Source organism: Rhodopirellula sp. P2 (genome assembly GCF_028768465.1).
In the GTDB taxonomy this organism is placed as follows: Bacteria; Planctomycetota; Planctomycetia; order Pirellulales; family Pirellulaceae; genus Rhodopirellula.
Genome location: NZ_CP118225.1, coordinates 2,535,247 through 2,557,478, shown reverse-complemented (window position 1 = coordinate 2,557,478; position 22,232 = coordinate 2,535,247). Strand labels below are relative to the sequence as shown.

Sequence of the window (22,232 nt, the reverse complement as noted above, 5' to 3'; positions counted from 1 at the left end):
TTGGTCAAGGAATGGTTGGATGTCTCGCTATTTGTTTGGAATGTTGACCGGTGCTGTGCTGATGTACGGTTCGATGCATTACCACTTGGTTCGTGGTGAAGAAGGATTCTTCTTGGTCCCGAAGATCAGCAACAACCTGCAAGACGTCTACGTCGACATCCGTGATTACACCCTGGATGATTGGAAAGAGCACAAACCATTGGCCGCCGCGATCATGAAGAGCAACCAATCGGAGTTGCTATCTGACTCGACGCTGACCGGATTTCGCGAAAACGTTCACACGCTGGTCGACGGCCTGTTTTCCAAGCAGTGATTCGAAGTGATGCAATCGTCACGACCGATGCATTGAATTCGCTTGGTTCATTCCTGTCATTCACGACAACGCGACTCTGAACCGGAACGCTTGAGCCCGATGGCTCGCTGAGTCGATGATTTCCAGCAGCGCTCAATTCAGAGCGTAGGCTTCACGCGTGATGGGAATGATCGCAATGGACATGAATCGTAATCGGTACTTCATGATCGGAGTCCTGCTGATTTTGCTGGGCGTCCAATTTCGAATGGTTGACTCGTTTGTTCTCAACGAGACTACGACCCGATCGATGGCAAAGATGTCAAAGAAGTCCAATGTGGTCGCCCAAGACTCCTTCAGCAATTTTCTGATGCAGGTGCACCCCAAACCGACCAAACGTGTGCACCCGCCACGCTGGCTGGGATTGGCGATGATTGCCGTGGGGACGGTGGTCAGTTTGCACGCGGTCGCCATGCCTCGCGAGTGAGTGTTGTTGGCCGAACCAACCACTCGCGGCTCCTGTTCCTCGGATGTTTGCCTCGAACCACTCGCAAAACGACGGATTCATGCAACCCAATCAGCTCAGGCGACGCGTCCGGTTCTCACGTGTGATGCTCGTGGCAGCGTTTTCATTTTGCGTGGGTGAAACCTCCTTGTCAGCAGCCGATCCGGTTGGGGTTGGAGCCAGGAACTTTGGCCGTCAGGGAATCCCTTCCATGGCCAGTGGGACAGCCAACGCGGCGGTGCGGATGCCGGCCGCGGGTTTGATTCTGCGTGAAGGAACCCGTGTCGGGCCGGTCACAGGCAGGTTCGTGATCAGCGGCCACCGTTGGCGTTTTCTGCCCGAGCATCCCCCAACGGGTCACCAAGACAACTCCGACGCGCTGGTCCAGCATGGCTTGGCACGCAAACCGACGCCGGAAGAGGGCACGCTATTAGGTCAGAAACAGCCCATCGGCCGAGGAATTGGAACGTTTGATTCCTCCAACCTGGAAGACCCTGACCTCCCGATCACACCGGCAGCGATCACGGTTCCAATGACCCTGGTCACCGAAAACCTGATGCTCGACCGAATTTCGCGAGCGATCGAAGAGGATTCCAATGACGATCGCTGGACCATCACCGGCTATGTCACCGAATTCCGGGACGAAAACCGCCTGGTGATTGAAACTTCGGTTCGTGCCCCCATGGTGCCCAATTCCCGACCGGTTCTCGGTCGACGCTGAATTCATCTGGCGACACGCGCCGGATTGCGTCAAAATCAGGCAGATTCCCCCCTGACCGGCGGTGAAAATCCCTGCTCGGCAAGAAGCCACCCCTCAGCCCAACCAACGTCCTGCATCCGGGATGGAAACCGTGAAATCGCGACTGCATTTGATGCGTCAACGTTCTCTCGACGCAATTGCTTACGCGATGGTGCGTTTCATCGTTGCGCTGATCCAAATCATGCCGCTCGACATGGGAGATCGCTTTTGCCGTGTCATCGCGGCAATTCTCAGCGGACCGCTGCCGGTTCGAAAACGAGTCATTCAGTCAACGCTGTCACAGATTTTCCCCGACCTGCCTGAAACCCAACAAAAAGAACTCACTTTCGCGATGTGGCATCACTTGATGCTGATGGTTTGCGAAGTGGCATGGGCACAGCGACGACTGCATCGCTGCAATTGGTACCGGCACGTTCGCTTCCGCGGCAGCCAAACGATGTTGCGATCGATGCTGGGCGATCGATCCTCGGTTTACGTGACCGGTCACTTCGGCAACTTCGAAGTCGGCGGTTACACAATGGGTTTGATGGGCGTTCGGACATTGGCCATCGCTCGCCGACTGGACAATCGTTTCCTGCACGATTGGGTCGAGAACTTTCGCAGCGCCAAGGGCCAAGACGTGGTCGACAAAATCGGTTGTGCCCCGATTGTTGAAAAACATCTCCAAGAAGGCGGCATGCTGTCCTTGTTGGCTGATCAGCACGCTGGAGAAAAGGGGCTCTGGACCGATTTCTGCGGCGTGCCAGCCTCCTGCCACAAAGCTTTGGCGTTGTTCTCGCTCACCGCCAACGCGCCGATGATGAGCGTCTACACACGCCGCATCAATGGCAAACCCATGCAGTTTGAATCTGGATTGCTGGGCGTCGTGGATCCTGCCACCGACTCCGAAAACGGCCAATCAGTCGGGCAGATGACCGAATGGTACAACGGGCAACTGGAGTCGATGATCGACCTTGCTCCCGAGCAATACTGGTGGCTGCATCGCCGCTGGAGAACCCCGCCGGAAAAAGTCGCCCGTCGACTGGAAAAGAAACGCGAGAAAGCCCTGCAGGCTGCACTGCCGCCCAAAACATCGACATCGCAAGCCGCTTGATCGGCCTCCGGTGTGGAGACGAGCCGAAGAACTCATTTCACCGGTGGCAGGAACTCAGTCGTGAAGCAATCCTCGGCTTTCACGGAGTCCGACTCGACCAGTTCCAACTCCACCATTTGGTTGACCAACGTCTGCCAGCGATCTGCACTCATCGTTCCCACTTCGTTGCGATTGCCGGACGGCATCGCCAAGGGGATCATCTGCTCGGCTCCGAAACGCAAGGCTTCCTCCGTCATGCCATGTTGATTCGCTTGAAGAATCGCCGCATTGGCTTGCTCGGGAGTTTCAAGAAAGGTTTTCCACCCCGCAACGGTGCCCGCCACCATCTCTCGAACGACTTCGGGTGATTCTCGAATCAGATCGCCCGTTGTCACCAAGACACTCGAGTATGGGTTCCAGCCCAGGTCGCTGACCATCAAGGTGCGGACCTCCAACCCTTGCTGCTCGGCGATCAAGGGTTCCGCCACACTGTAAGCCTGCACCGCGATTTTAGGATCGGTCACCATGGCCGCGATGCTGTTGTGGTAGGGCACCTGACGAACATCTTTGAGATAGCCGCCTTTTTCGAGGAACGCCAGAAACGCTCGACCGGCCTGGCGTTGGAGTGTCATCCCAGACAAATCGTCCAGGCTTTCGACGCCGCTGTCGGCACGCACCAGGATGCATCGGGGGTGGTCTTGAACCGCCGCCATGACCGCGACCACATCGGCCCCTTGAGCCCGAAACAAAACCACATCGTCCGCGTTGGTGATCGCGAATTGGCTGCGTCCCATCGCGAGTTCCGATGCCACGGGCGTGGCACGTCCGCCGGACTGGATCTCGACGTTCAGCCCCAGTGACTCGTAGGTGCCGTCGACGACCGATTGGTAGACCCCGCCGTGCTCCACTTCGGGATACCAGTTCAATTGAACCGAAACCTGGGTCGCCGATTCATCCGCCACGTCGCTCGATGCCATTTCGGTTCGCTGCGAACACCCTCCGGCAAAGATCGACAACAAGCATCCGGCAGTCAACCAACCGAAGACACCAAGGTTGTGCCGTTTTCTCGCCATGAACGATCCCGTGCGATCCGACTTCGCCCTCCCGCTGGAAGGCTCACCTGAAGCGCGGGGAGGCCCACCACAACTCACCCTCCCTCTGGGAGGGTCGAGCGAAGCGAGGGGAGGGACGGGCCCAAGTTCAGCCCCCGTCCGCCCCGGCCTGACACGAACCGCGGCTTGCTGAGAAGACGCAATCGAAACAGCACGCTCTCCTCGGACGCTGGCAACATGGATTGGCGATCGCATCGGTGAACTCATTTCACAAGGAGGTATCGTTTCAGGAACACTCGGCTCAGCAGATTCACTCCGCCAAAAAGAATCAAACCCAGCAACGTCGAGACCGCCAAAGCAGCCATCAAAGCGTCCGTCATTGTACGCGCTTGCCAGCCCGTCATCACGGCACCCAGCCCTTCGTAGTCCGCGCCGTTGCTAACGAAAAACTCGGCGACGATGGCACCGATGACCGCCAACCCACTGCTCACACGGGCCCCCAGCACTAGAAACGGAATCGCGGTGGGCAACTGCACACGGCACAGCTTCTGCCAACGTGTGGCCCCGTACATTCGAAGCAAATCTTCATGCTCTGGGCGAACCGACGTCAGCCCGGTGGTCACGTTGTTGACGATCGGAAACAGGCAGATGATCACGGTCGCAATGACCGCCGTCCGAAATTCGTATCCCGACCAGATCACCAACAACGGAGCGATCGCGACGATGGGCACCGTTTGCAAAAACACCACATAGGGGAACAATGCCCGACGCAGCAATCGCGACTGGCTGAACAAAACCGACACGCCGCTGCCTACGATCACGGCAACGATCAAACTGACCGCCGCCGTCCACAGCGTCGTCCCACCGGACTTCAGCAACACGACCCGGTGCTGCCAGCCGGCTTCGGCGACTTGCCAGGGCGTGGGCAGGAGAAGCTTTGGCAAATCAAACAGCACCACGATGAGATGCCAGACCGCAATCCCAATCGCGGCGACCGCGATCACCGCGAACACGGTCCAGGCCATCTCCCGACCACTGTCGCGTGTCGGCTGCGAATGCCTCGACGTTGGATGGCTCATCCGCACGATCCTTCCGACGTGGACGACGCAGCATCCTCCAGCGTGTCGCTGACCTCGCCAAAGAATTCAGCGAACGCGTTGGTTCGCCTCAGATCCGCATGCGGTTCCGACGTCGCCAACGGGTTGTCCAATTCGCGGACGATGCGTCCCTGATGCATCACGCAAATCCGTTCGCTGAGCTGGATCGCTTCGGCAATGTTGTGGGTCACCAAGACGCTGGTGAATCGGTGGTGCCGCCACAATTGCAGCAGCAAACGGCCAAGTTGATTTCGCAGCAAGTCATCCAGTGCTGCAAAGGGTTCATCGAGCAACAGGAATTCAGGTTGTGTCACCAATGCCCGAGCGATCGAAGCTCGCATCTTCATTCCACCTGACAATTGGTGTGGGTAACGTGCCACCGCATCCGCCAACTGCACCTCTTGGATAGCGGCGACAGCACGCTCTTGCATCGCTTTGGCGGACGGTCGATCACGTCGTCGTCCCAGGGTGAGCGGCAGCGTCACGTTTTGAAGCACATTGGCCCAGGGCAACAAGGCGGGTTGCTGGAACACAAACGAAGTGGCGACCGATCGTCGATCACCGCCTTGCTCCTGGCTCCAATGGGCTTCCTGATCGCTTCGCTGGGTTTCCCGATCGCTTCGCTGGCACTCACCATTGGTCAGGGATTGCAATCCAGCGATGACCCGCAGCAGGGTGGTCTTGCCGCATCCACTGGGTCCCACCAGGGCCAGCCTTTCTCCCTGGCGGACCGCCAGATTGATGTGATCGAGGGCGCACACGCCGCCGGGATAGGTTACCGTGGCATCGCGGCAAACGACTGCGGTGCCAGCATCGAGCTTGTCGGTTGGGGCGTTCATGTCCAACAGAGTTTAATCATTTGACAATGGACTCTGACAGGACATCTGCGATGATAACTGTCATGGCATCTCCCAAGGCGGCATGACCGACGACTCATCCCACCAGGACAACCGTTCCGAGACGACGAGACTGGCGAAGGCATTGGAAATTCGATGAAGACATTGGAAGTGCATTGTTTGGGGACGGCAGGGTACCACCCCAACGAAACTCGCCACACGTCGTGTTACTTTCTGCCGCAAAGCGGCGTGCTGCTGGATGCAGGAACCGGAATCTTCCGCTTGCCAGAATTGATCCAAACCGATCACCTGGACATTCTGCTCAGCCACGCTCACCTGGATCATGTCGTGGGTCTGACGTTCCTGTTGGACATTCTGTATCAACGTCCTGTGAAAGAGGTCCGCGTGTGGGGCCAAGCGGAGAAACTGGCCGCCATTCAAGAACACCTGTTCCACGAGTCGCTTTTCCCGGTGGCTCTTCCGGTGTCCTGGCATTCAATTGACGAGCAATCGGAGTGGGACCTGCAGGGCACGAAGATGTCGTGGCGACTGCAAGAGCACCCGGGTGGATCGGTGGCATACCGGCTGGAGGCCGCACGCCCCGACTCCACTTCCTCGGATTCGCCGGCCGTCCTGGTCTACGCCACCGACACGCTGGGCGCGGAAGACGCTGAAACGCTGCAGTGGATGTCGGGTGCCGATCTGCTGATGCACGAGTGCAACTTCGACGATCAAAATCAGAAGTGGGCCGAGAAGACCGGGCACTGCTACCTTCAAAAGGCATTGCAAATCGCGGTTCAAACGCAGCCCAAACGTCTGCTGCTCACGCACATCAATCCAGTCGCTGAATTGCAACTGGACGGTGAAGTTCCGTCGTTGCAGTGCCCGATCGAAATTGCGACGGACGGGTTGCGGGTCGCGTTTTAAAGTTGGCTGTGCCTCGCAGTTCACTGGAAGGGAGCGTCGCACGGCGGTTGAGCATCGCACGGGGGCCTCAAGTTCGCAGGGTTGCGAGCCCGATGATCAGCTCGCGTTCGTTTCACGACGGGCTTCTTCGACTCGGTACATCTCACGCCATGGCAATTGAATGCCACCGTCAATCGTCAGGGTGCTGCCGGTGATGTATTCACTTTTGGGATCGCACAAGAAAACCGCACCGCGACCGATTTCGCGAATTTGGCCCAGGCGTCCCCAGGGCAACTTGGCACCTTCGGAACGCAAAGTTTCCTCGTGGAAGAACTTTCGTTCTCCAGGAGTGTCAATCCAGCCTGGATGAATGAGGTTCACACGAATTCGCTGGGAGGCGAGTTCCACCGCGGCCGTTCGGGCCATCTGATCGTTCGCCGCCTTGGCCATGTTGTAGGCCATCGCACCAGGCGTTGGCATGTGAGCATGCGGGCTGCTGATCACGACAATGTTGCCCCCGTTGCCGGCATCCACCAGCTTCTGAGCACCGGCTCGAACGAGATAAAATGCCCCCCACATGCTGACATCGATGGTGCGTCGGAATTCGTTCATGTCCGATTCCAACATCAGGTGCCGATCGCTGTAAGCAGCGTTGCTGACGATGATGTCGAGCCCTCCCATCCGATCGGTTGCCGTGTCGACCAGCGTCTGGACCTGATCCGAATCTGAAATGTCGGCTCCGAGTGCAAACGCGGACACGCCAAGTGCCTCGCACTCTTGGACGACGCCTTCGGCTTCCTCGGGGTTGGAATGATAATTTATCGTAACCGAAGCGCCGGCCTGAGCCATTTCCAAAGCGATTCCGCGCCCAATCCCACGCGAAGCTCCCGAGATCAGCGCACGCTTGCCCTGCAGGGATCGCGTGGGGGCAGCGGAAGGGATCGAATCGGATGATTCAGCGGACATTCATGGAACTCCAGGGGCAGGGCAGTTGGCGGAAATCTTTCTCAACAACAAGACAGAGAGAAAACGCCTCGGCAGTATAGCCAATCCAGGACTTTCCGTTGGATACAGAAGCCCGGTCCCCGGCAAAGTTTTTTGATCCGCTTGACGGTGCACACCCCCAATCGTCAATCTGCACGGATCGCATGGCTCCTGGCGACTTGCGGAGCGATGGGACGGCCACCGATACTGCACGGACGGTTTTGGTTGTTGAATGTGGCCTCTTCGGCCAGCCATTTGTGATCCTTCCCTACCAGCGATGGCCCATGACAAACGATCCTAGCCGCAACCAGCCTTCGACGGAATCGACGGGTTCAAAACTGCTTCCCACCGACCCTCTGGTGGTCATTGGTTGGCGTGAGTGGGTTGGTTTGCCTGAGTTGAAGGTCCGTCACGTCAAAGCCAAGATCGACACGGGCGCCCGGTCCAGTTCGCTGCACGCGTTCGATGTTGACACTTATTTTGACCAGGATGTTGAACGCGTTCGGTTCTCGATTCATCCTGTCCAACAACGCGATGACCTTCACATCGAAGCGGATGTGCCCATTTTGGAACGACGCCACATTCGCAGCAGCAATGGCAATGTCAGCGAGCGGATTGTGATCCGAACCCCGCTGGAAATTCTGCGACGCCGCGTGATGGTCGATTTGACACTCGCGAATCGTGACTCGATGGGATTCCGTATGTTGGTCGGTCGCGAAGCCATTCGAAATCGATTCTTGGTCGACTGCGGCGCCTCCTTTTTGGCAGGGCGTCGAAAACGCAAACGCTCCGGTGGAACCGAACCACCACAGAAGTGATCTCATCGAACCGACTCATCTCATCCGGTCGAATATCAAATCTTGTCCTACGCCTCAGGCTTTGGCCTGATCCGTTGTCGCGACGCTCCAGACCACCCCACCCGACTCCCAGCTCTCTGAGAGAAAACCCTTGAAACTTGCCATCCTGTCCTGCTCACCCCGTTGCTACAGCACCCGACGCTTGGTGGAAGCAGCTGAACAACGCGGCATCAAAGCCAAAGTTCTCAACACGCTGAAGTTTGCGATCGACTTGGCGGAGGGTGAACCCGACCTTTACTACCGCAGCAAACAGCTCAGTGATTACGACGGCGTGCTGCCCCGGATCGGCTCATCGATCACGTACTTCGGCACCGCCGTGGTCCGCCAGTTCGAACAGATGGACGTGTTCTGCGCGAACTCCTCCGCCGGGATCAGCAATTCCCGCGACAAACTTCGCAGCATGCAAATCCTTTCTCGGCACCAGATTGGAATCCCTCAAACCACATTTGTGCGCGACCGCAAGGACATCCTGCCCGCGATTGAACGCGTTGGCGGATCGCCAGTGATCATCAAGTTGCTGGAAGGCACTCAAGGTGTCGGCGTGATCTTGGCGGAAAACGTCAAGGTGGCCGAAGCCATCATCGAGACGCTGCAAAGCACCAAGCAGAATGTGCTAGTTCAACAGTTCGTGGCCGAAAGTCGCGGCAAAGACATTCGGGCGTTCGTGATCGGGGATCGAGTCGTGGCCGCCATGCGCCGCGTCGCGGTGGGAACCGAATTCCGCAGCAACGTCCACCGGGGCGGCCAAACCGAAGCGGTGGTGCTGGACGAAACTTATGCGGAGACCGCTGTTCGCGCCGCCCAAATCATGGGATTGCGAGTTGCCGGTGTGGACATGCTGGAAGGAGCCAATGGCCCGCAAGTGATGGAAGTCAATTCGTCACCCGGCCTGGAAGGCATCGAGTCCTCCACCAAACTGGACATCGCCGGGGCGATCATTGATTACATGTCCGCCCAAGTGGACTTCCCCGAAGTGGATGTTCGTCAACGACTGACGGTCAGCCGCGGCTATGGCGTGACGGAACTCCATGTTCGCGATGGATCGGACTACGTCGGGAAGACGATTGATGAGTCCGGCTTGCCGGAACTGGACATCAACGTGCTGACGCTTTATCGCGGCACCACGGTGATCCCCAACCCGCGTCTGAAACGCACGCTCGAACCCCACGACCGCTTGCTGTGCTTCGGGAAATTGGAAGCGATGCGAGGCATGGTTCCCGAGAAAGTCCGCAAGCAACGGCGGCCGAAAATCAAACGCCTCCCCGATTCCGCCGCGACCATTCAGGCCGAATCTTCTCGCGACGATTGATCCTCGACGGCACCGCCCATCAACAACTCCAGACGCAACTGAAGTGGTTCGTCGGAAGTGCGATAGGCAAGCTCAATCGGCACGTAACCGAGCGGCACTCCGGCAATGGAATCCGTTGCCAACTTCACCGCGTCTTTGTGCGTGCAGAGCAATCGCTGAGGCGTTGGATCCTTGGCTTTGAGCTTGGTGACCCACGCTCGCAGCTTTTCACGCGTGGCTCGTTCGTACGCGTCATGGTCGGGCAGTCGCAAGTGATCCACGACCATCGCGCCGCAGTCACGCACCGTTTGCTCGAACGCGTTGGGGTTCCCGATCGCTGACACCAACGCGACGGGCTGGTCGTTCAAGACCTCAATCGCTTCCCACTCACCAACCGAGTTCTGAATCGTTGACGGCCGGTGCTCAGTTTCTAAGACGGGACAATCCGGGGCGTACTGAGCGATGGTCGAGCGAATCGCAAGCACCTCTTCAGGATCGACTTGGTCCACGCGGGTGATCAAAATCCAATCCGCGCGAATGAGGCTGTCCAGGGGTTCTCGCAGCGTCCCGCGCGGCAACACGTGCCCATAGCCAAACGGACAGGTCGCATCGACCACGACAATGTCAAGATCTCGCTGCAAGCGTCGGTGTTGGAATCCATCGTCCATCACCAGAACCTCGGCCGCCAATTCCTCCACTGCAATGCGAGCGGCTTCGACCCGGTCAGGGTGCTGCACGTGAGGCACATCGGGCAAGCGTTCTTGCAATTCCATGGCCTCGTCGTTCATCCCGCCGTCGCTGGCGCCATAGCCACGACTGATGATCGCCACGCGAAAATCCATGGCTCGTAAACGCCGGCAAAGGTCCGCGACGACAGGCGTCTTGCCCGTTCCACCGGTGGTCAAATTGCCCACGCTGAAAACGGGAACTCCAGCGTGGAAGGTCTCCTGTTTGCCACTGTCGTATTGCCGGCGGCGATGCCTTGCTGCAACGTTGTAAAAGCCACTGGCGCACCACAATGCGCCGCGTGCCAAGGCTGAAATTGGATTTCGAGATTGGCCACTGAGCAGTGGTCGATAGTCCCAACTCATGGTTTCGTCTGCCCCTCATCCTCGGCCGATTGATCGGTCACTTTTTTCAACTCCTTGCCGCCCGAGTTTCGCCGACCACCGGTCAAGTCATCCGTCAACGGTGACTCGGACTGACTCAGGGTTTCATCCGTGCTTTGGGGGTCAATCTTTCGGCAGGCTTCTGTCAGAACCTCGGCGATATCATCCAGCCAATCCTCCCAGGTTTCAACGGTGGTCCCTTTGGGTGGCACGTTCGCCATTTCGTCGCACAACAAAATCATTCGCAAACAGTGGCGAAACAAAATGCCTTCTTCTTTCTGAAGCTTCCTGGCGGTGACGTACTTGTTGAAATCCCCACCAAACTCCAACAGTTCACCCACAATCCAAACCGGGCGAACTCGCACGTCGTCGACTCTGGGGAACTCATCGCGAAACAGTCGCAAGAGTTTTTCACCAATGGTGAGTGGCCACACGCGAGGTTCTTCGAACATCACGCGTCCAAACCCACGATCCTTCACCTCTTCTTCTTCTTGTTCCTGGCCGCCCCCCAGTTCTTCCGCCGATGCCAAACCACGCTGCAGCAACAAGGCATCCAACCGGGTTTGAGCCAACTGGCCAGGCGGCACCATGTCGTACGAAGGCATGCGAGCGAATTTGGCCACCGAACCCGGCACCTCCAACATGCTTTCCATCGCGGCGATGCGTTCTTGATCATCGGCATCCGCCAACTGATCTGCCATGAAGACGCCAAACAACGGATTGACACTTTTGAGCTGCACCAATCTTTCCAGCCTGACGGTTGGCTTGGCCGTTTCGGGGCGGTACTCCTCCAGTTCGTAGCCGCGTTTGGCAAGCGCTTCGGCGTCGTCCAGCGGCGTGGTTTCTTCAGGGGATGGCTCCGGTTGCGCCTCCGGTTCCGCCGCCCGCATTTCATCCAGCAACCCACCGAACAAACCACCGGTGGCAGCCGGTTTCGATTCAGCGGCTTCCGGTTTGGGCTGCCCTGGCTTGGTTCCCTTGGGCGTCGGTTTGCGTTCGGGAGCGATGCGAGGCAGCGGTTCCAGTTCCACGTAACCGCCTGACCACAGGGTGATCAGCATCCGATTGAGATCCTTTTGGGCCACTTCCACTTGGGCGGGCGTCATCAACCGACGTCCCACCAATTCGCGGATCGGCTGGACGCTCGGATCCTTGGACAACAGGTACGCGAGCAACCGCCACGGGACTTTGCCGCGACTGGAAAGATCCGCCGATTTGGCAATCTGCAATTGTTCGAATTGCGTCTGAGTCCAATACGATTCCCCCGCTCGCCGCTTGGGCATTTTCTTCTTCAGCTGTTTTTTCGCCCGCATCAACCCGGGGTCCTTGGTGTCCTCCGGAATGGAATCGTACTTCTCACGCCAGCGATTGATTTTGACATCGTCCTCGTGGGCCAACGCAAAAACGTAGCCTCGATCATCGAACTGGGGACGTCCTGCGCGGCCAAAAATCTGCTGCGCCGAAGCAATGTCGACCAGTTTCTTTTTGTCGCGGGGCCCCTTCAACAAACAGGGCAACACCACACTCCGAGCGGGCAGGTTGATTCCTGCGGCAAGCGTTTCGGTGCACACACAAATGCTGAGCAGTTTCTTTTGGAACAACTCTTCGACAATGCGTCGGTAGCGTGGCAAGATCCCCGCGTGGTGGACCCCGACCCCTCGCATTAGAATCTGTTTCAACTTCGGACCCACGCCGTTGGTGAAGTCAGCGGCATTGAGGATGTCCGCCAACTCTTTCTGGTGGGCTTTGTCGATCAGCGATTTGCCCTTGAGCATTTCGGCATTGGTCCAGCACATCGATCGACTGAAGCAGAACAGCAACGCGGGAGTTCGGCGTTCTTCAACACTTCCCGCCGCGATTTTCTCACAAAACTCATTCAGCAAATCATCTTCAACCCACTCGTATTGCAACGGCACCTTGCGTTCGGTGCCTTGCACCAATTGCAGGTTCCGGCCGTGGGCGTTGCGGAGCCAACTGGTGAACGCCATGGAGTTCCCCACCGTCGCGCTGAGCAGCAGCGTGCGAACAGGCTTGGGCAACAACCCAAGCGTCAGTTCCCAAACCACGCCCCGTTCGTAGTCGTTGAACGAGTGAAATTCATCCATCACCACACAGGTGACGTCGTCGAACTCAAACGCATCGGGGTTGAGCAAGCGGTTGAGCAGGATCTCCGCGACCACCACCAGCACGGGCGCATCCGCGTTGACGCTGCGGTTGCCGGTCACCAAGCCGACTTGATCCGCCGAGAATCCCCAGCGCACCGCAGACTCTCGCAGTTCATCGAGTTTCTGATCGGTCAGCGCAATCAGCGGTGTGGTGTAGTACATCCGTTTGCCGGTCCGCAGCGCCTCGTAAACCGCGGCTTCGGCAATCAACGTTTTCCCGGTGCCGGTTGGGGCACAGACCAACACACCGTGCTGAGCGGCTGGGCCACCTTCGGTCGCCCGGGTGTTGCCGGTGAAGTACGCCAGCAGCGCCTCCTCCTGAACCGGATAGGGCTCGTAGGGGAGCAGTTCAAAATACTCCTCTGCCAGCGTGTCACGATCGAGATCCGGGTCGACCGTGGCAGAGCGGGGGGGAAGTGATTCGGGCGTGGAAGGCGAGTTAGCATTCATGCCGCCGTTGTATCATATGAACGACAAATGGGGGCTGGCCCGGGTCGGCACATTCCATCCGCGGGCGGCACTCTGGTTGCCGAAAGGCCTCTGGTTCTCTGCCCGTTTCTCTGGCGGATTCTCTGACGGATTCTCGCCTCAGAAGCGTGTCACCGATGCCCCCTCGTCAACGATCGTTCGACGACCGAAGCAACACGGCAATCGGCGGGTCCAAGGACGTCAGATTCAAGCAGCCATCCAGCGCGATCAGACAAGAAATGCGTCTCCCAAAACAGCGGCTGAGCGCAATTCCAGGACCATGATTCGCCTCTCGGCCAGGCGATTCGAGTTGCAACCGGCACGATCCCTACGAGCAAGCAAGCCTGGCGATTCCTCCCTTGATTGACAAACCGTGATACCGATCCGGTCAAAAACGGAGCTAGGCTCCAGCTGAGTCATTCAATTAAAAAGGGGCAACTTTAATGAAGACTAATGGGGCAATTGCGCGAGAACGTTCACCATGGCGAGTTCTCGCACTGACCATCGCCATCGCACTTCCAGGCACGGGCGTGCAGTCTGCGTCGGGTATCAATCCGGCATCACACGACACCGAACGCACTGACGTTCAAACTCTGAAGTTTGGCATGTCGACCGCATTGAGCGGACCGGCTGCGGAACTGGGCATCCACATGCGGCATGGCATCCTTGCCGCGTTCGCTGAAGCGACGACTCAAAAGATCCTCCCAGGCACACGCCTGGAGCTGATCGCGCTGGATGATGGGTATGAACCGGCTCGCACCGCATTGAACATGCACCAACTGACCGAAGTGCATCAGGTGTTGACCGTGATTGGCAATGTTGGAACTCCCACCGCGATCACAGCGATCCCCATTGCACAGAAAACGCAAACCCCATTCTTTGGCGCTTTCACCGGAGCCAGTCTGCTCCGAAGAGAGCCTCTCCCCAACTGCGTCATCAACTACCGCGCCAGTTACGCAGAAGAGACGGCAGCCATCGTGGATGCATTGGTGGCGAAAGGAATCCGCCCAGAAGAGATCGGCTTCTTCACCCAGAACGACAGCTATGGCGACGACGGTTTCTTCGGAGGGTTGGCCGCGCTCAGGCGGCATCAAACAATCAAAATATCGAGCGTTCCACATGGTCGCTATCGCCGAAACACATCGCAGGTCGAAGGCGGGCTGGCGGACCTGTTGATGCATCACCCGACGCCCAAAGCGGTCATCCTGGTCGGCAGCTATGAACCCTGCTCGAAATTGATTCGCCTGGCGAAGCAGAACGATTTCACCCCCCAATTCCTAGCGATTTCGTTTGTTGGCTCCGATGCACTGCAGCAATCGCTGGGCGAAATGGCCCACGGGATTGTTGCCACGCAGGTCGTGCCTCATTTCAATTGTGACCTGCCGTTGGTCCACGAATATCGCGACGCGATGCAGAAATACGATCCTGAGATCCCCCTGTCGTTTGTTTCACTGGAGGGATACACGGTCGGTCGGATCCTGATCAAGGCGGTGGCATCCATTCGAGTCGAAGTCAGCCGTTCCGCCATCTTGCAAGCGTTCGAACAACTGGGGCAATTTGACATTGGGCTGGGCAGTCCCCTGACGCTGGGACCAAACGACCATCAAGCCAGCGACAGGGTGTGGCCGATCGCGCTCAAGGCCGACGGAAGCGAATCGCTGTCATGGGAGGAGTTGTCCAGTGAGTGACCCCACCCCAACCACCGACGATGCGTCCAACCAGAAGTCCACCCACGCACATGCTGCCCAGCGCAGAGTGCGTTGGTTGAGTGCCACCGGCGTCTGCAGCGGGATGCTGTTTTTCTTCATCGCGACTGCGCTTTTGGATTGGCATCGAGACAGCCGCATGCAAGCCAACGCAATCGTCGAGCAGGTCGACGATGCACAATCCGGCATGGACCGCGTGAGCGTGATCCGGAATCAAGAATGGACGGAACTGTTGTCCGGATCGCCCTCGCCCCTCGAGGTTTCAGCGGGCGTCCCCAGCAACAATTGGCAACAAGAACTGGCTCAGGTTCAAAGCACCTTCGACTCCTTGAATGCCACGCTCGACCTTCAGGGCGACCAGAAACTGGGCATTGCCACCGAGACACTGAAGAAATGGAACGATCAAGCGGAACACTGGCGACGCCGCCACTCGGATCTGAACGCCGCAGCAGAAAAGCAGTTCACTGAACTCGACGTTGCACTGGATCACCTCCAGCAAGACGCCGATGAACAGCGAGGCATTCATCGTCTCAAAATCGCAGTGGGCCTGCGTAGCCATCTTTCGAAGCGTCCCAAACCGATCGATGAAATCCTCAATGATTGCTCGGGTTCGGCATTGCTCAATCAACGCAGCGGAGACCTCAAGCAACTGCGTCTGTATCTCAACCAATTGATCGCAAGTTTCAATGTCGACCACTTGGCAGACCTCAGCCAGAATCAAATCCGCCCAGTGTTGCTGCGGCTGAAAACATCAAGTGAAGAGCTCGGGAAATCGCACGAAGTGGAGCAGGTCAACGACGCCATCTTCGGTCCCGCGGGTAGCCCCGGCAATCAATCCACCTTTGACCACTCCCACTGGCAGGATGCCCGATCGGATATCCCTCCTGGGATCCTGGCGCTCCAATTCGCACTCGCAGAAAGCCGATCGGAGCGTCAACGACTCGCTGAATCCGCGGCCGAGCAAGCCCGCTTGCTCGATGATCAACGCAACAAGCTCGCGATGGCAGGCGACCAAGTGAAGAGCCAGTGCATCGAAAAGTTTGCCAATACGCTTCAAACGATCTGGCTGGCGAATCTCGGATCCGGATGCATCCTAGGAATGCTGTTCCTCTTCCTCACTCACAAAGTGTCTCAAGACATTGCGATGCAAGTCGATGCCATCGACCGGACGGCCACCGATCTGGCGAACGAGCAACTGTTCCTGGAATCGGTGCTGTCCAACTTGCCGATTCCTCTGTACTGGAAAGACGAGACCGGACGCTACCAAGGCTGCAGCCGATCGTTCGCGGAATGGACGGGATTTTGCACCGAAGAGGACATCGTTGGCTACACCGATGCGGACCTGCCCTGGGACGACGCCACTCAAGAACACAAAATTGATCTTGAACGGTCGATCATGCGATACGGGATTCCGATCAAAAACCAAGAGATCCTGCAAACCCGAGCAGACGGCCAGCCTTACGTCGTGCTCGCCAGCAAGACGCCGCTTTACAACAACCAAAACGCCAGCGTGGGCCTCGTTGGCACCTACATCGACATCACCGAACGCAAGACCGCCGAGGAACGTCTGAATGGTTTGGCGAAGATTCAATCCGAGTGTCCCAGCGAAATCTACGTGTTTGACATGCACACGCTTGAATTGCTGGAACTCAACCATGCCGCCTGCCAAAACCTGATGGTGGACGAAGAGGACTACCGCGGCAAATCGATTTCAAACTACTTGAAAGAATCGGCGACCGGGAATCTGGTGGAACTCTTGCGCCCCATCGTCGAGGGAGACGCAGTCGAAGTGGAATACGAGTTGACGCATTTGCGAACCGACGGGACCTGTTACCCCGTTCACGTTCGCACGCTCACGATCGAGCATGAATCCGAGCAAGCGTTCGTTGCCTGTGCCACGGACATGACGCTTTACAAAAAGCTGGAGAGTAAACTGCTGCAAGCTCAGAAACTGGAATCGATTGGGCAATTGGCAGCGGGCATCGCTCACGAAATCAACACGCCCATGCAGTGCATCTGTGGGAACATTGATTTCCTGCAAAACTACTCGGATCGCTTGCTCCAAATCGTGGATACGTTCCAAGGCCTGTTGCAGAAGAGCCCGGAGAGCTGGGAGCATCGAATTGATACGATTGCGGAACTCCTGAAGAAGAATCGTTTCGACTTCATTCGGTCTCAATTCCCAATGGCGATCGAAGAGACATCGACGGCTGCCAAGCGAGTGGTTGAAATCGTCCGGGCCATGCGAGTCATGTCGCATCCGGGATCCCACTCAAAGAGTCCCACGGATATCAACGCTCTGATTCAAGACGCCAGTATCCTCAGCCGAAACCGCTGGAAGTACGCAGCCACGGTCAACCTCGTGCTTGACGCCGAATTGCCAACGATCGATGCCCGCCCCGCTGAACTCAGCCAGGTCTTCCTCAATCTGATCATCAACGCTGCGGATGCGATCGGCGATACCCCGCCAAGTGACACGACCGAGCTTGGTCAGATTCGAGTCGTCACGACATACGATGACGCCAACATCTACATCGAACTCAGTGACAATGGCCCTGGGATGTCAGACGAAGTCCAGGCGAAGGCCTTTGAGCCCTTTTTCACGACCAAAGAAGTCGGCAAAGGCACGGGCCAAGGATTGTCGATTGCCTACGACGTGATCACCAAGCTGCATGGCGGAACGGTGGACCTCCAGAGCGAAGTTGGCGAAGGAACCTTGTTCACATTGTGCCTGCCACGTCAGACCGACCAAGAGGCCCCCACTTCCAAGGGCATCGCGGTCGCCCCGGCGACCATGCCAGACATGTCGCCCCCAGCAGTCATCACGTGAATGCGTGAGGAACCGGGGTCGACGCAGTTGCTTTCGGACTAGCGCCCGAACAGTTTATCGATTCGAAGCTTTTCGAAACCTTTGTTCAGGCTGTCTTCGAGCTGCTGTTGGCCACGGCCAAGTTGTTCTTGCAAGAAGTTGGCCCCGGCTTCTTGAGCAGCACGTGTTCCCATGTCCGCTACGATCCGCTGAATCCCCGAGGAATCCAACCGGGGGCGATCCAAGGTCCCGTTGACTGGAATCGTGATCGTCTGCCCCGAGAGCACACTCAGGTCGCTTCCGATCCACGAAGCATCCAGCGGAATTTGAGCCATCAAATCCAACTGGCCGTCCATCGTCACTCGCCCACTGGTGGTGACCTTGGCCCGATCGATTTCCAATAACAGAGCACGGTGGTCGACGACTCCGCCGGCCACATTGAATTCGATCGTTTGCGCTGGCATGGTGATCAACGTTCGATTGCTGCGAGGCGGATTGGAACTGGATCCCATCGCAGCGAGTGATTGCAGTTGGCGAGCCCCTGCGATGACCTGATCGGCCAAGGGGCCGGCATTCATCCGGACTTGATCCACTTCCAATCGCCCGCGAATGGTCGATTGATTGGGGTTGTCGATTGAAACCGTGCCTTGTTCAAGCGTGGCACTGAAAGTGCCATCCACGCGCGCTGCATCGGCCGCGATCGGGGCAATGTATTTCAACCACTGACCGGTGATCTCTGGCGTCAGCTGAACGTTTTTCGCGATTGGGCCCGGCTTGAGCTCAATCCAAATTGCGGGCCGGTAGTGCACGTCGCCAGCCAACAAGAGCTTGCCATTGGCAGCCGCCGCGTTGCTGCCCGTTTGATAGGTTGCCGGGTCATTGGGGTCGTAATCCAGCGGCGCGACCTGAGGGCCGTATCGCTGAGTCACGTACCGACTGGCTCCCAACACCGGGATCGTACTGGGAGCAATCGAGACAACCGATTCCGTCATTTGGAACGGCACTTCAGCAGGTCCAAACCACATGCCCGCCGCATCGACGCTCTCCCAACCCAAGCTTCCATCGATCTTGAACGAGAACTGATCTTGGGGACCTTGCACGTACTGCAATTTCAAAGGCGTGGGGTGAACTCCCTCGGCGATGATGGGTGTTCCAGTCAACTCAGTGATCCGGCGGGCCACCTCATCCATTTTGAAATTCGCGGGGCCTTCGAGACGCACCGATTGCTGCTCGCCTTTCCAGTCGACGGTGCCCGACAGCGTGGTCGCGAACCAGTCGCCGGCGATCTGCATCGCCTTGGCCTGCAAGGACGATTCGTTCAGATTCCATTCGGCGCGGCCATCGACACGAAGGTTGGGTTCCGACCAGACGACTCGTTTGGTGGTTTTGAAATTGACCGACGTCGGTGGAACCGTTTCGACCAATTCAAACTGTTGCCCGGTCAGGTGCGAGTCCAAGAACAAAACCGCGGGGTCGCCGGTCGCCACGACGCTGCCTTCCATTTTCCCTCGCAGCAACCATTCGCTGGACGCGGCGTTGTTGGCGGCTGCGTCACTGGACGCTGTGTTTCGATAGGCGACTTGCTGAACCGATCGTGTTTGGGAATTGGACTGCGACAACCGTGGGTCTTGCGAACGATTGGCGAGCCGTTCTCGCATGCTGGTCTGCAACCTTTCCAATTCCGCTTGCCACGCGATTTCGATGTCGGTCATGCCGCCGATCCATTCGCCTTGGATCGCTGCAGAGGCCGCATCACCGGCAACCGTCAACGAGCGAATGATGACGTCCTGCTGCGGGTAACTGGCTTTGCCATCGAAGTGCAGCTTGACCAGCTGTTGTTCCCAAATTTGATCTGACATGGGGACTTCGAGCTGAGTGATCTGGGCATCCATGGATTCCAACAAGGCCGCGCCGGACTGACTCAGTCCCCCACGGGCATTGAAGCGAAAACCGCCCTGCAGTGATTCGTAGCCGGCGGGCATCCACGGGGCCAATGTCTGTGCGATCGCGTTGAGTTGCCCCTGGCCACTCATTCGCAAAGGAATCAACCGGTCGGCATCCAGAGCTGAAATGGACTGAACCAACTCAACATCGGCTTCCAACCCGTTGCCCAGGACATTCAGTTTCCCACTGATCAACTCCGCCAACTGCCCACCGCCGCTCGATTGCCAACGGCCGGTGATGTCCAATTGCGACTGCAACGAAGAAGGTTGAAAACTCTGACCAGGCGTCAACTCGATCGCCAACCCGGTCATCCGTCCGTCACCACGCAGTCGCCATGTCCCGTCGTTTTGTGCGTTCCACTGCAGTCCACCTTGAACGTTTCCTTCCAAACGGCGGTCATCCAGATCGATCAAAGGACGAAGGATGCGGGCAAGCTTGCCAAAATTGATGTCCACATTGGCAGAACCGCTGCGCAGATCACCTTGGCCATTGACAACCGCAAAGGGGCTGTCGAGTTCAAATTGTTCGGCGAAGAGTCGTTGGGTGTCGCTGGCAACGACGGCGAGCACGTCAATGGGTGCCACACGAATCTCACCCCCTTGGGATTGAGCTTGGATGATCCCGCTGCGAATCATCAACCGACGGCGACGTGCATTTCCACCGCCAATCGCGGATGCACCTCCGCCCGCGATGGGTTCGATCCGTGCTTCGACGATTCCATCGACCAACGTGACCCCGTTTCGCAGAGGCAGCAACTCAGGAAGTGCCCGACGCAAACGCGGCAAGTCGACCTGCACCGTGACGGTCGCATCCACTTGATTCAGCCAAGCCAGCGGATTCGTCGTGTTGCCAGCCAGGGAAACGGAATCCGGGAACGATCCATTCATTTGCACACTGGCGAAATCGGTCTTCGCGTTGATCTGTCGGGCGCTGACCCGTCCTCCGCGAATCTGCAAGTCACCGTCGAAGGTGGCCAACTCGTTGTCCCACAGCTTTCGTCCCGTCTTGGAATCGCTCGCAACCAAATTACGAACATTCAATTGACGCAGAGAAACATTGGGCTCGCCGGTTCCTGTCAGCGTCAATTGTGTTTGCCCTGACAAATCACCGGTGATCGCCGTCGGCAGTTCACTGCCGGGGAAACGACGCTGGGCCAACGCCAGCACCGACAACGGCAGCGAATCAGCATCGATCTCGACCGACAACTGCTCCGTTGCAGTGGATCCAGCGGAAGCATCCATCGCCACCTTGACGCGACCGGCCACGGATCCATCGCCACCTCCAGGCTGGCTCAAGACACCATCAAAGGTGACATCTAGCCAAGCAGCGTCGAGAATCGCTTCGGCATGGGACTGACTCAGCGTCCACGTTTGGTTGGTCTCCGCATCAGTGGCCAGAACCGCCACGTCTTGCAATTTGACAATCCCTTGCGGAACAAAGGCAGACGGTTCGTTGGAGGGAGCAAGAAGCGTCGCCAAATCGTCTTCGAGCGACGTCGTTCCATTCTTCACCGTGCATGAAATCTGCACGCCTCGAACAAGAACTTCACCGAATTGCCCCGCCTGAGGCTCACCCGACCAAAGATCGCTCAATGAAATCGAGGTCTGCAATTCATCAACGATGATTTCGGATTTCCCGAATCGCCCCACGACGTGCAGCCCTTGAATTTGCAGTGGGGTCAGCCAACCAATTTGTAGCGAGTCCGCACTGGCATCGAGGTCATACGATTCCAGCGTTCGCACCAAAAAGGAACGCCCCATCGGCGAATGACTGACGAGGCTCGGAAGAGCCCCGACACCAAGAATGACAAAGGCAAGCAAGACCAGAACGAGCGTTCGCTTGCGCTGCAGTCGGCCTTGTCGACGACTGCGAGTGCGAACTTCTTGCGAACGTTCCATGACGCCTAATTTGGCATCGAGGTCGTAATCCCGGGCCGCTTTGCGTCGCATCGCCGTCGATCCAATCCGTGAAAAGTAGAGCTCGCAACCTCATCCATCGTGGTGCGGCATGGCGGAGCATACTCGTTTTCGGCGCATGACCCCAAGAGACGTTTTTGAAACGCTGGTCGGACGTCTTCGAAGACGGAAGACAAGACGTCCGACACGAGAATCCCATTTGCCCACAGGTTCTGTCGGCGCATAAAAAAAGCTCCCGGAAAGTACGAGGTCCTAGGGGGGCGGAGGACAACGCGCTTCTGTTCCGGGAGCCGGTGGTCGGTTTGTCCGATCGAGTGAGCACATCCTTGTGATCACCAACCGAACGTCCGTCATCTCAAAATCCTAACAAGGGTTTCCAGGTCGATCCGTGACCATCAAAAACATCTTGAAAATCTCGCAGTCAGCCTTTCAATAGAAATCAAAAGACGACCCGTGCGAGATGCGATTT

16 protein-coding genes are annotated in these 22,232 nt (G+C 57.6%); 9 read left to right on the top strand and 7 right to left on the bottom strand.

The genetic code is table 11. From position 1 onward, the window contains the following. Positions 1–19 precede the first annotated feature (19 nt). The 4 genes from PSR62_RS09035 to PSR62_RS09020 all read left to right on the top strand — a co-directional run bounded on the left by PSR62_RS09035 (position 20) and on the right by PSR62_RS09020 (position 2,647). Positions 20–313, top strand: a complete 294-nt coding sequence (locus tag PSR62_RS09035) for a hypothetical protein (RefSeq protein WP_274407447.1) — start codon at positions 20–22, stop codon at positions 311–313. Positions 314–494: 181 nt separating this feature from the next. Beyond that, positions 495–776 carry a hypothetical protein gene (locus PSR62_RS09030; protein ID WP_236696112.1) on the top strand — a complete coding sequence of 94 codons (282 nt, stop codon included), beginning with the start codon at positions 495–497 and terminating at the stop codon, positions 774–776. A 229-nt stretch (positions 777–1,005) separates the two neighbouring features. Then, on the top strand, positions 1,006–1,515 hold the full coding sequence (locus PSR62_RS09025) for a hypothetical protein (protein ID WP_274407446.1): 510 nt from the start codon (positions 1,006–1,008) through the stop codon (positions 1,513–1,515). Positions 1,516–1,576: 61 nt separating this feature from the next. Then, positions 1,577–2,647: a lysophospholipid acyltransferase family protein gene (locus PSR62_RS09020; RefSeq protein ID WP_274407445.1), complete on the top strand. Its 1,071-nt coding sequence runs from the start codon at positions 1,577–1,579 to the stop codon at positions 2,645–2,647. 32 nt (positions 2,648–2,679) lie between these two features. Here PSR62_RS09020 and PSR62_RS09015 read toward each other — a convergent pair whose 3' ends face one another. The 3 genes from PSR62_RS09015 to PSR62_RS09005 all read right to left on the bottom strand — a co-directional run bounded on the left by PSR62_RS09015 (position 2,680) and on the right by PSR62_RS09005 (position 5,614). Continuing rightward, positions 2,680–3,699, bottom strand: coding sequence for an ABC transporter substrate-binding protein (locus PSR62_RS09015; protein ID WP_274407444.1), 1,020 nt, complete (start codon positions 3,697–3,699; stop codon positions 2,680–2,682). A 242-nt stretch (positions 3,700–3,941) separates the two neighbouring features. Beyond that, positions 3,942–4,757, bottom strand: a complete 816-nt coding sequence (locus tag PSR62_RS09010) for an ABC transporter permease (RefSeq protein WP_274407443.1) — start codon at positions 4,755–4,757, stop codon at positions 3,942–3,944. Next, on the bottom strand, positions 4,754–5,614 hold the full coding sequence (locus PSR62_RS09005) for an ABC transporter ATP-binding protein (RefSeq protein WP_274407442.1): 861 nt from the start codon (positions 5,612–5,614) through the stop codon (positions 4,754–4,756). The genes PSR62_RS09010 and PSR62_RS09005 overlap by 4 nt, the downstream gene beginning before the upstream one ends. A 153-nt stretch (positions 5,615–5,767) precedes the next feature. Here PSR62_RS09005 and PSR62_RS09000 point away from each other — a divergent pair, with 153 nt between their 5' ends. Continuing rightward, the gene (locus tag PSR62_RS09000) at positions 5,768–6,538 is read left to right on the top strand and encodes an MBL fold metallo-hydrolase (protein ID WP_274407441.1); all 771 of its coding nucleotides are present in this window, start codon (positions 5,768–5,770) and stop codon (positions 6,536–6,538) included. Between the two features lie 96 nt (positions 6,539–6,634). Here PSR62_RS09000 and PSR62_RS08995 read toward each other — a convergent pair whose 3' ends face one another. After that, complete coding sequence (locus PSR62_RS08995) at positions 6,635–7,483, bottom strand: SDR family NAD(P)-dependent oxidoreductase (RefSeq protein WP_274407440.1); 849 nt, start codon at positions 7,481–7,483, stop codon at positions 6,635–6,637. Positions 7,484–7,785: 302 nt separating this feature from the next. Here PSR62_RS08995 and PSR62_RS08990 point away from each other — a divergent pair, with 302 nt between their 5' ends. After that, positions 7,786–8,319, top strand: coding sequence for an ATP-dependent zinc protease family protein (locus PSR62_RS08990; RefSeq protein WP_274407439.1), 534 nt, complete (start codon positions 7,786–7,788; stop codon positions 8,317–8,319). A gap of 130 nt (positions 8,320–8,449) precedes the next feature. After that, positions 8,450–9,667 carry a RimK family alpha-L-glutamate ligase gene (locus PSR62_RS08985; protein ID WP_274407438.1) on the top strand — a complete coding sequence of 406 codons (1,218 nt, stop codon included), beginning with the start codon at positions 8,450–8,452 and terminating at the stop codon, positions 9,665–9,667. On the opposite strand, the gene lpxK is transcribed toward PSR62_RS08985, so the two are convergent. Further along, a complete protein-coding gene (gene lpxK / locus PSR62_RS08980; protein WP_274407437.1) occupies positions 9,640–10,737 on the bottom strand; it encodes a tetraacyldisaccharide 4'-kinase in 1,098 nt (365 codons plus the stop codon). The two genes, PSR62_RS08985 and lpxK, sit on opposite strands and share 28 nt — an antisense overlap. Next, positions 10,734–13,370 (bottom strand): DEAD/DEAH box helicase, encoded by a 2,637-nt coding sequence (locus PSR62_RS08975; RefSeq protein ID WP_274407436.1) that lies wholly within the window; start codon positions 13,368–13,370, stop codon positions 10,734–10,736. Before PSR62_RS08975 ends, lpxK begins: the two co-directional genes overlap by 4 nt. A 461-nt stretch (positions 13,371–13,831) precedes the next feature. Here PSR62_RS08975 and PSR62_RS08970 point away from each other — a divergent pair, with 461 nt between their 5' ends. Further along, positions 13,832–15,076, top strand: a complete 1,245-nt coding sequence (locus tag PSR62_RS08970) for an ABC transporter substrate-binding protein (protein WP_274407435.1) — start codon at positions 13,832–13,834, stop codon at positions 15,074–15,076. Then, complete coding sequence (locus PSR62_RS08965; RefSeq protein WP_274407434.1) at positions 15,069–17,924, top strand: PAS domain-containing sensor histidine kinase; 2,856 nt, start codon at positions 15,069–15,071, stop codon at positions 17,922–17,924. Before PSR62_RS08970 ends, PSR62_RS08965 begins: the two co-directional genes overlap by 8 nt. Positions 17,925–17,962: 38 nt before the next feature. Here the strand turns inward: PSR62_RS08965 and PSR62_RS08960 are convergent, their stop codons facing one another. Continuing rightward, positions 17,963–21,796 carry a hypothetical protein gene (locus tag PSR62_RS08960; RefSeq protein ID WP_274407433.1) on the bottom strand — a complete coding sequence of 1,278 codons (3,834 nt, stop codon included), beginning with the start codon at positions 21,794–21,796 and terminating at the stop codon, positions 17,963–17,965. Positions 21,797–22,232: the final 436 nt, after the last annotated feature.

Excerpts from the sequence above, each read along its gene's own strand:
- PSR62_RS09005 (WP_274407442.1), bottom strand. The coding sequence starts at position 5,614 with ATGAACGCCCCAACCGACAAGCTCGATGCTGGCACCGCAGTCGTTTGC.
- PSR62_RS09000 (WP_274407441.1), top strand. The coding sequence starts at position 5,768 with ATGAAGACATTGGAAGTGCATTGTTTGGGGACGGCAGGGTACCACCCC.
- PSR62_RS08995 (WP_274407440.1), bottom strand. The coding sequence starts at position 7,483 with ATGTCCGCTGAATCATCCGATTCGATCCCTTCCGCTGCCCCCACGCGA.
- lpxK (WP_274407437.1), bottom strand. The coding sequence starts at position 10,737 with ATGAGTTGGGACTATCGACCACTGCTCAGTGGCCAATCTCGAAATCCA.
- PSR62_RS09025 (WP_274407446.1), top strand. The coding sequence starts at position 1,006 with ATGGCCAGTGGGACAGCCAACGCGGCGGTGCGGATGCCGGCCGCGGGT.
- PSR62_RS08975 (WP_274407436.1), bottom strand. The coding sequence starts at position 13,370 with ATGAATGCTAACTCGCCTTCCACGCCCGAATCACTTCCCCCCCGCTCT.
- PSR62_RS08970 (WP_274407435.1), top strand. The coding sequence starts at position 13,832 with ATGAAGACTAATGGGGCAATTGCGCGAGAACGTTCACCATGGCGAGTT.
- PSR62_RS08960 (WP_274407433.1), bottom strand. The coding sequence starts at position 21,796 with ATGCGACGCAAAGCGGCCCGGGATTACGACCTCGATGCCAAATTAGGC.
- PSR62_RS09030 (WP_236696112.1), top strand. The coding sequence starts at position 495 with ATGAATCGTAATCGGTACTTCATGATCGGAGTCCTGCTGATTTTGCTG.
- PSR62_RS09035 (WP_274407447.1), top strand. The coding sequence starts at position 20 with ATGTCTCGCTATTTGTTTGGAATGTTGACCGGTGCTGTGCTGATGTAC.
- PSR62_RS09015 (WP_274407444.1), bottom strand. The coding sequence starts at position 3,699 with ATGGCGAGAAAACGGCACAACCTTGGTGTCTTCGGTTGGTTGACTGCC.
- PSR62_RS09010 (WP_274407443.1), bottom strand. The coding sequence starts at position 4,757 with ATGAGCCATCCAACGTCGAGGCATTCGCAGCCGACACGCGACAGTGGT.
- PSR62_RS08990 (WP_274407439.1), top strand. The coding sequence starts at position 7,786 with ATGACAAACGATCCTAGCCGCAACCAGCCTTCGACGGAATCGACGGGT.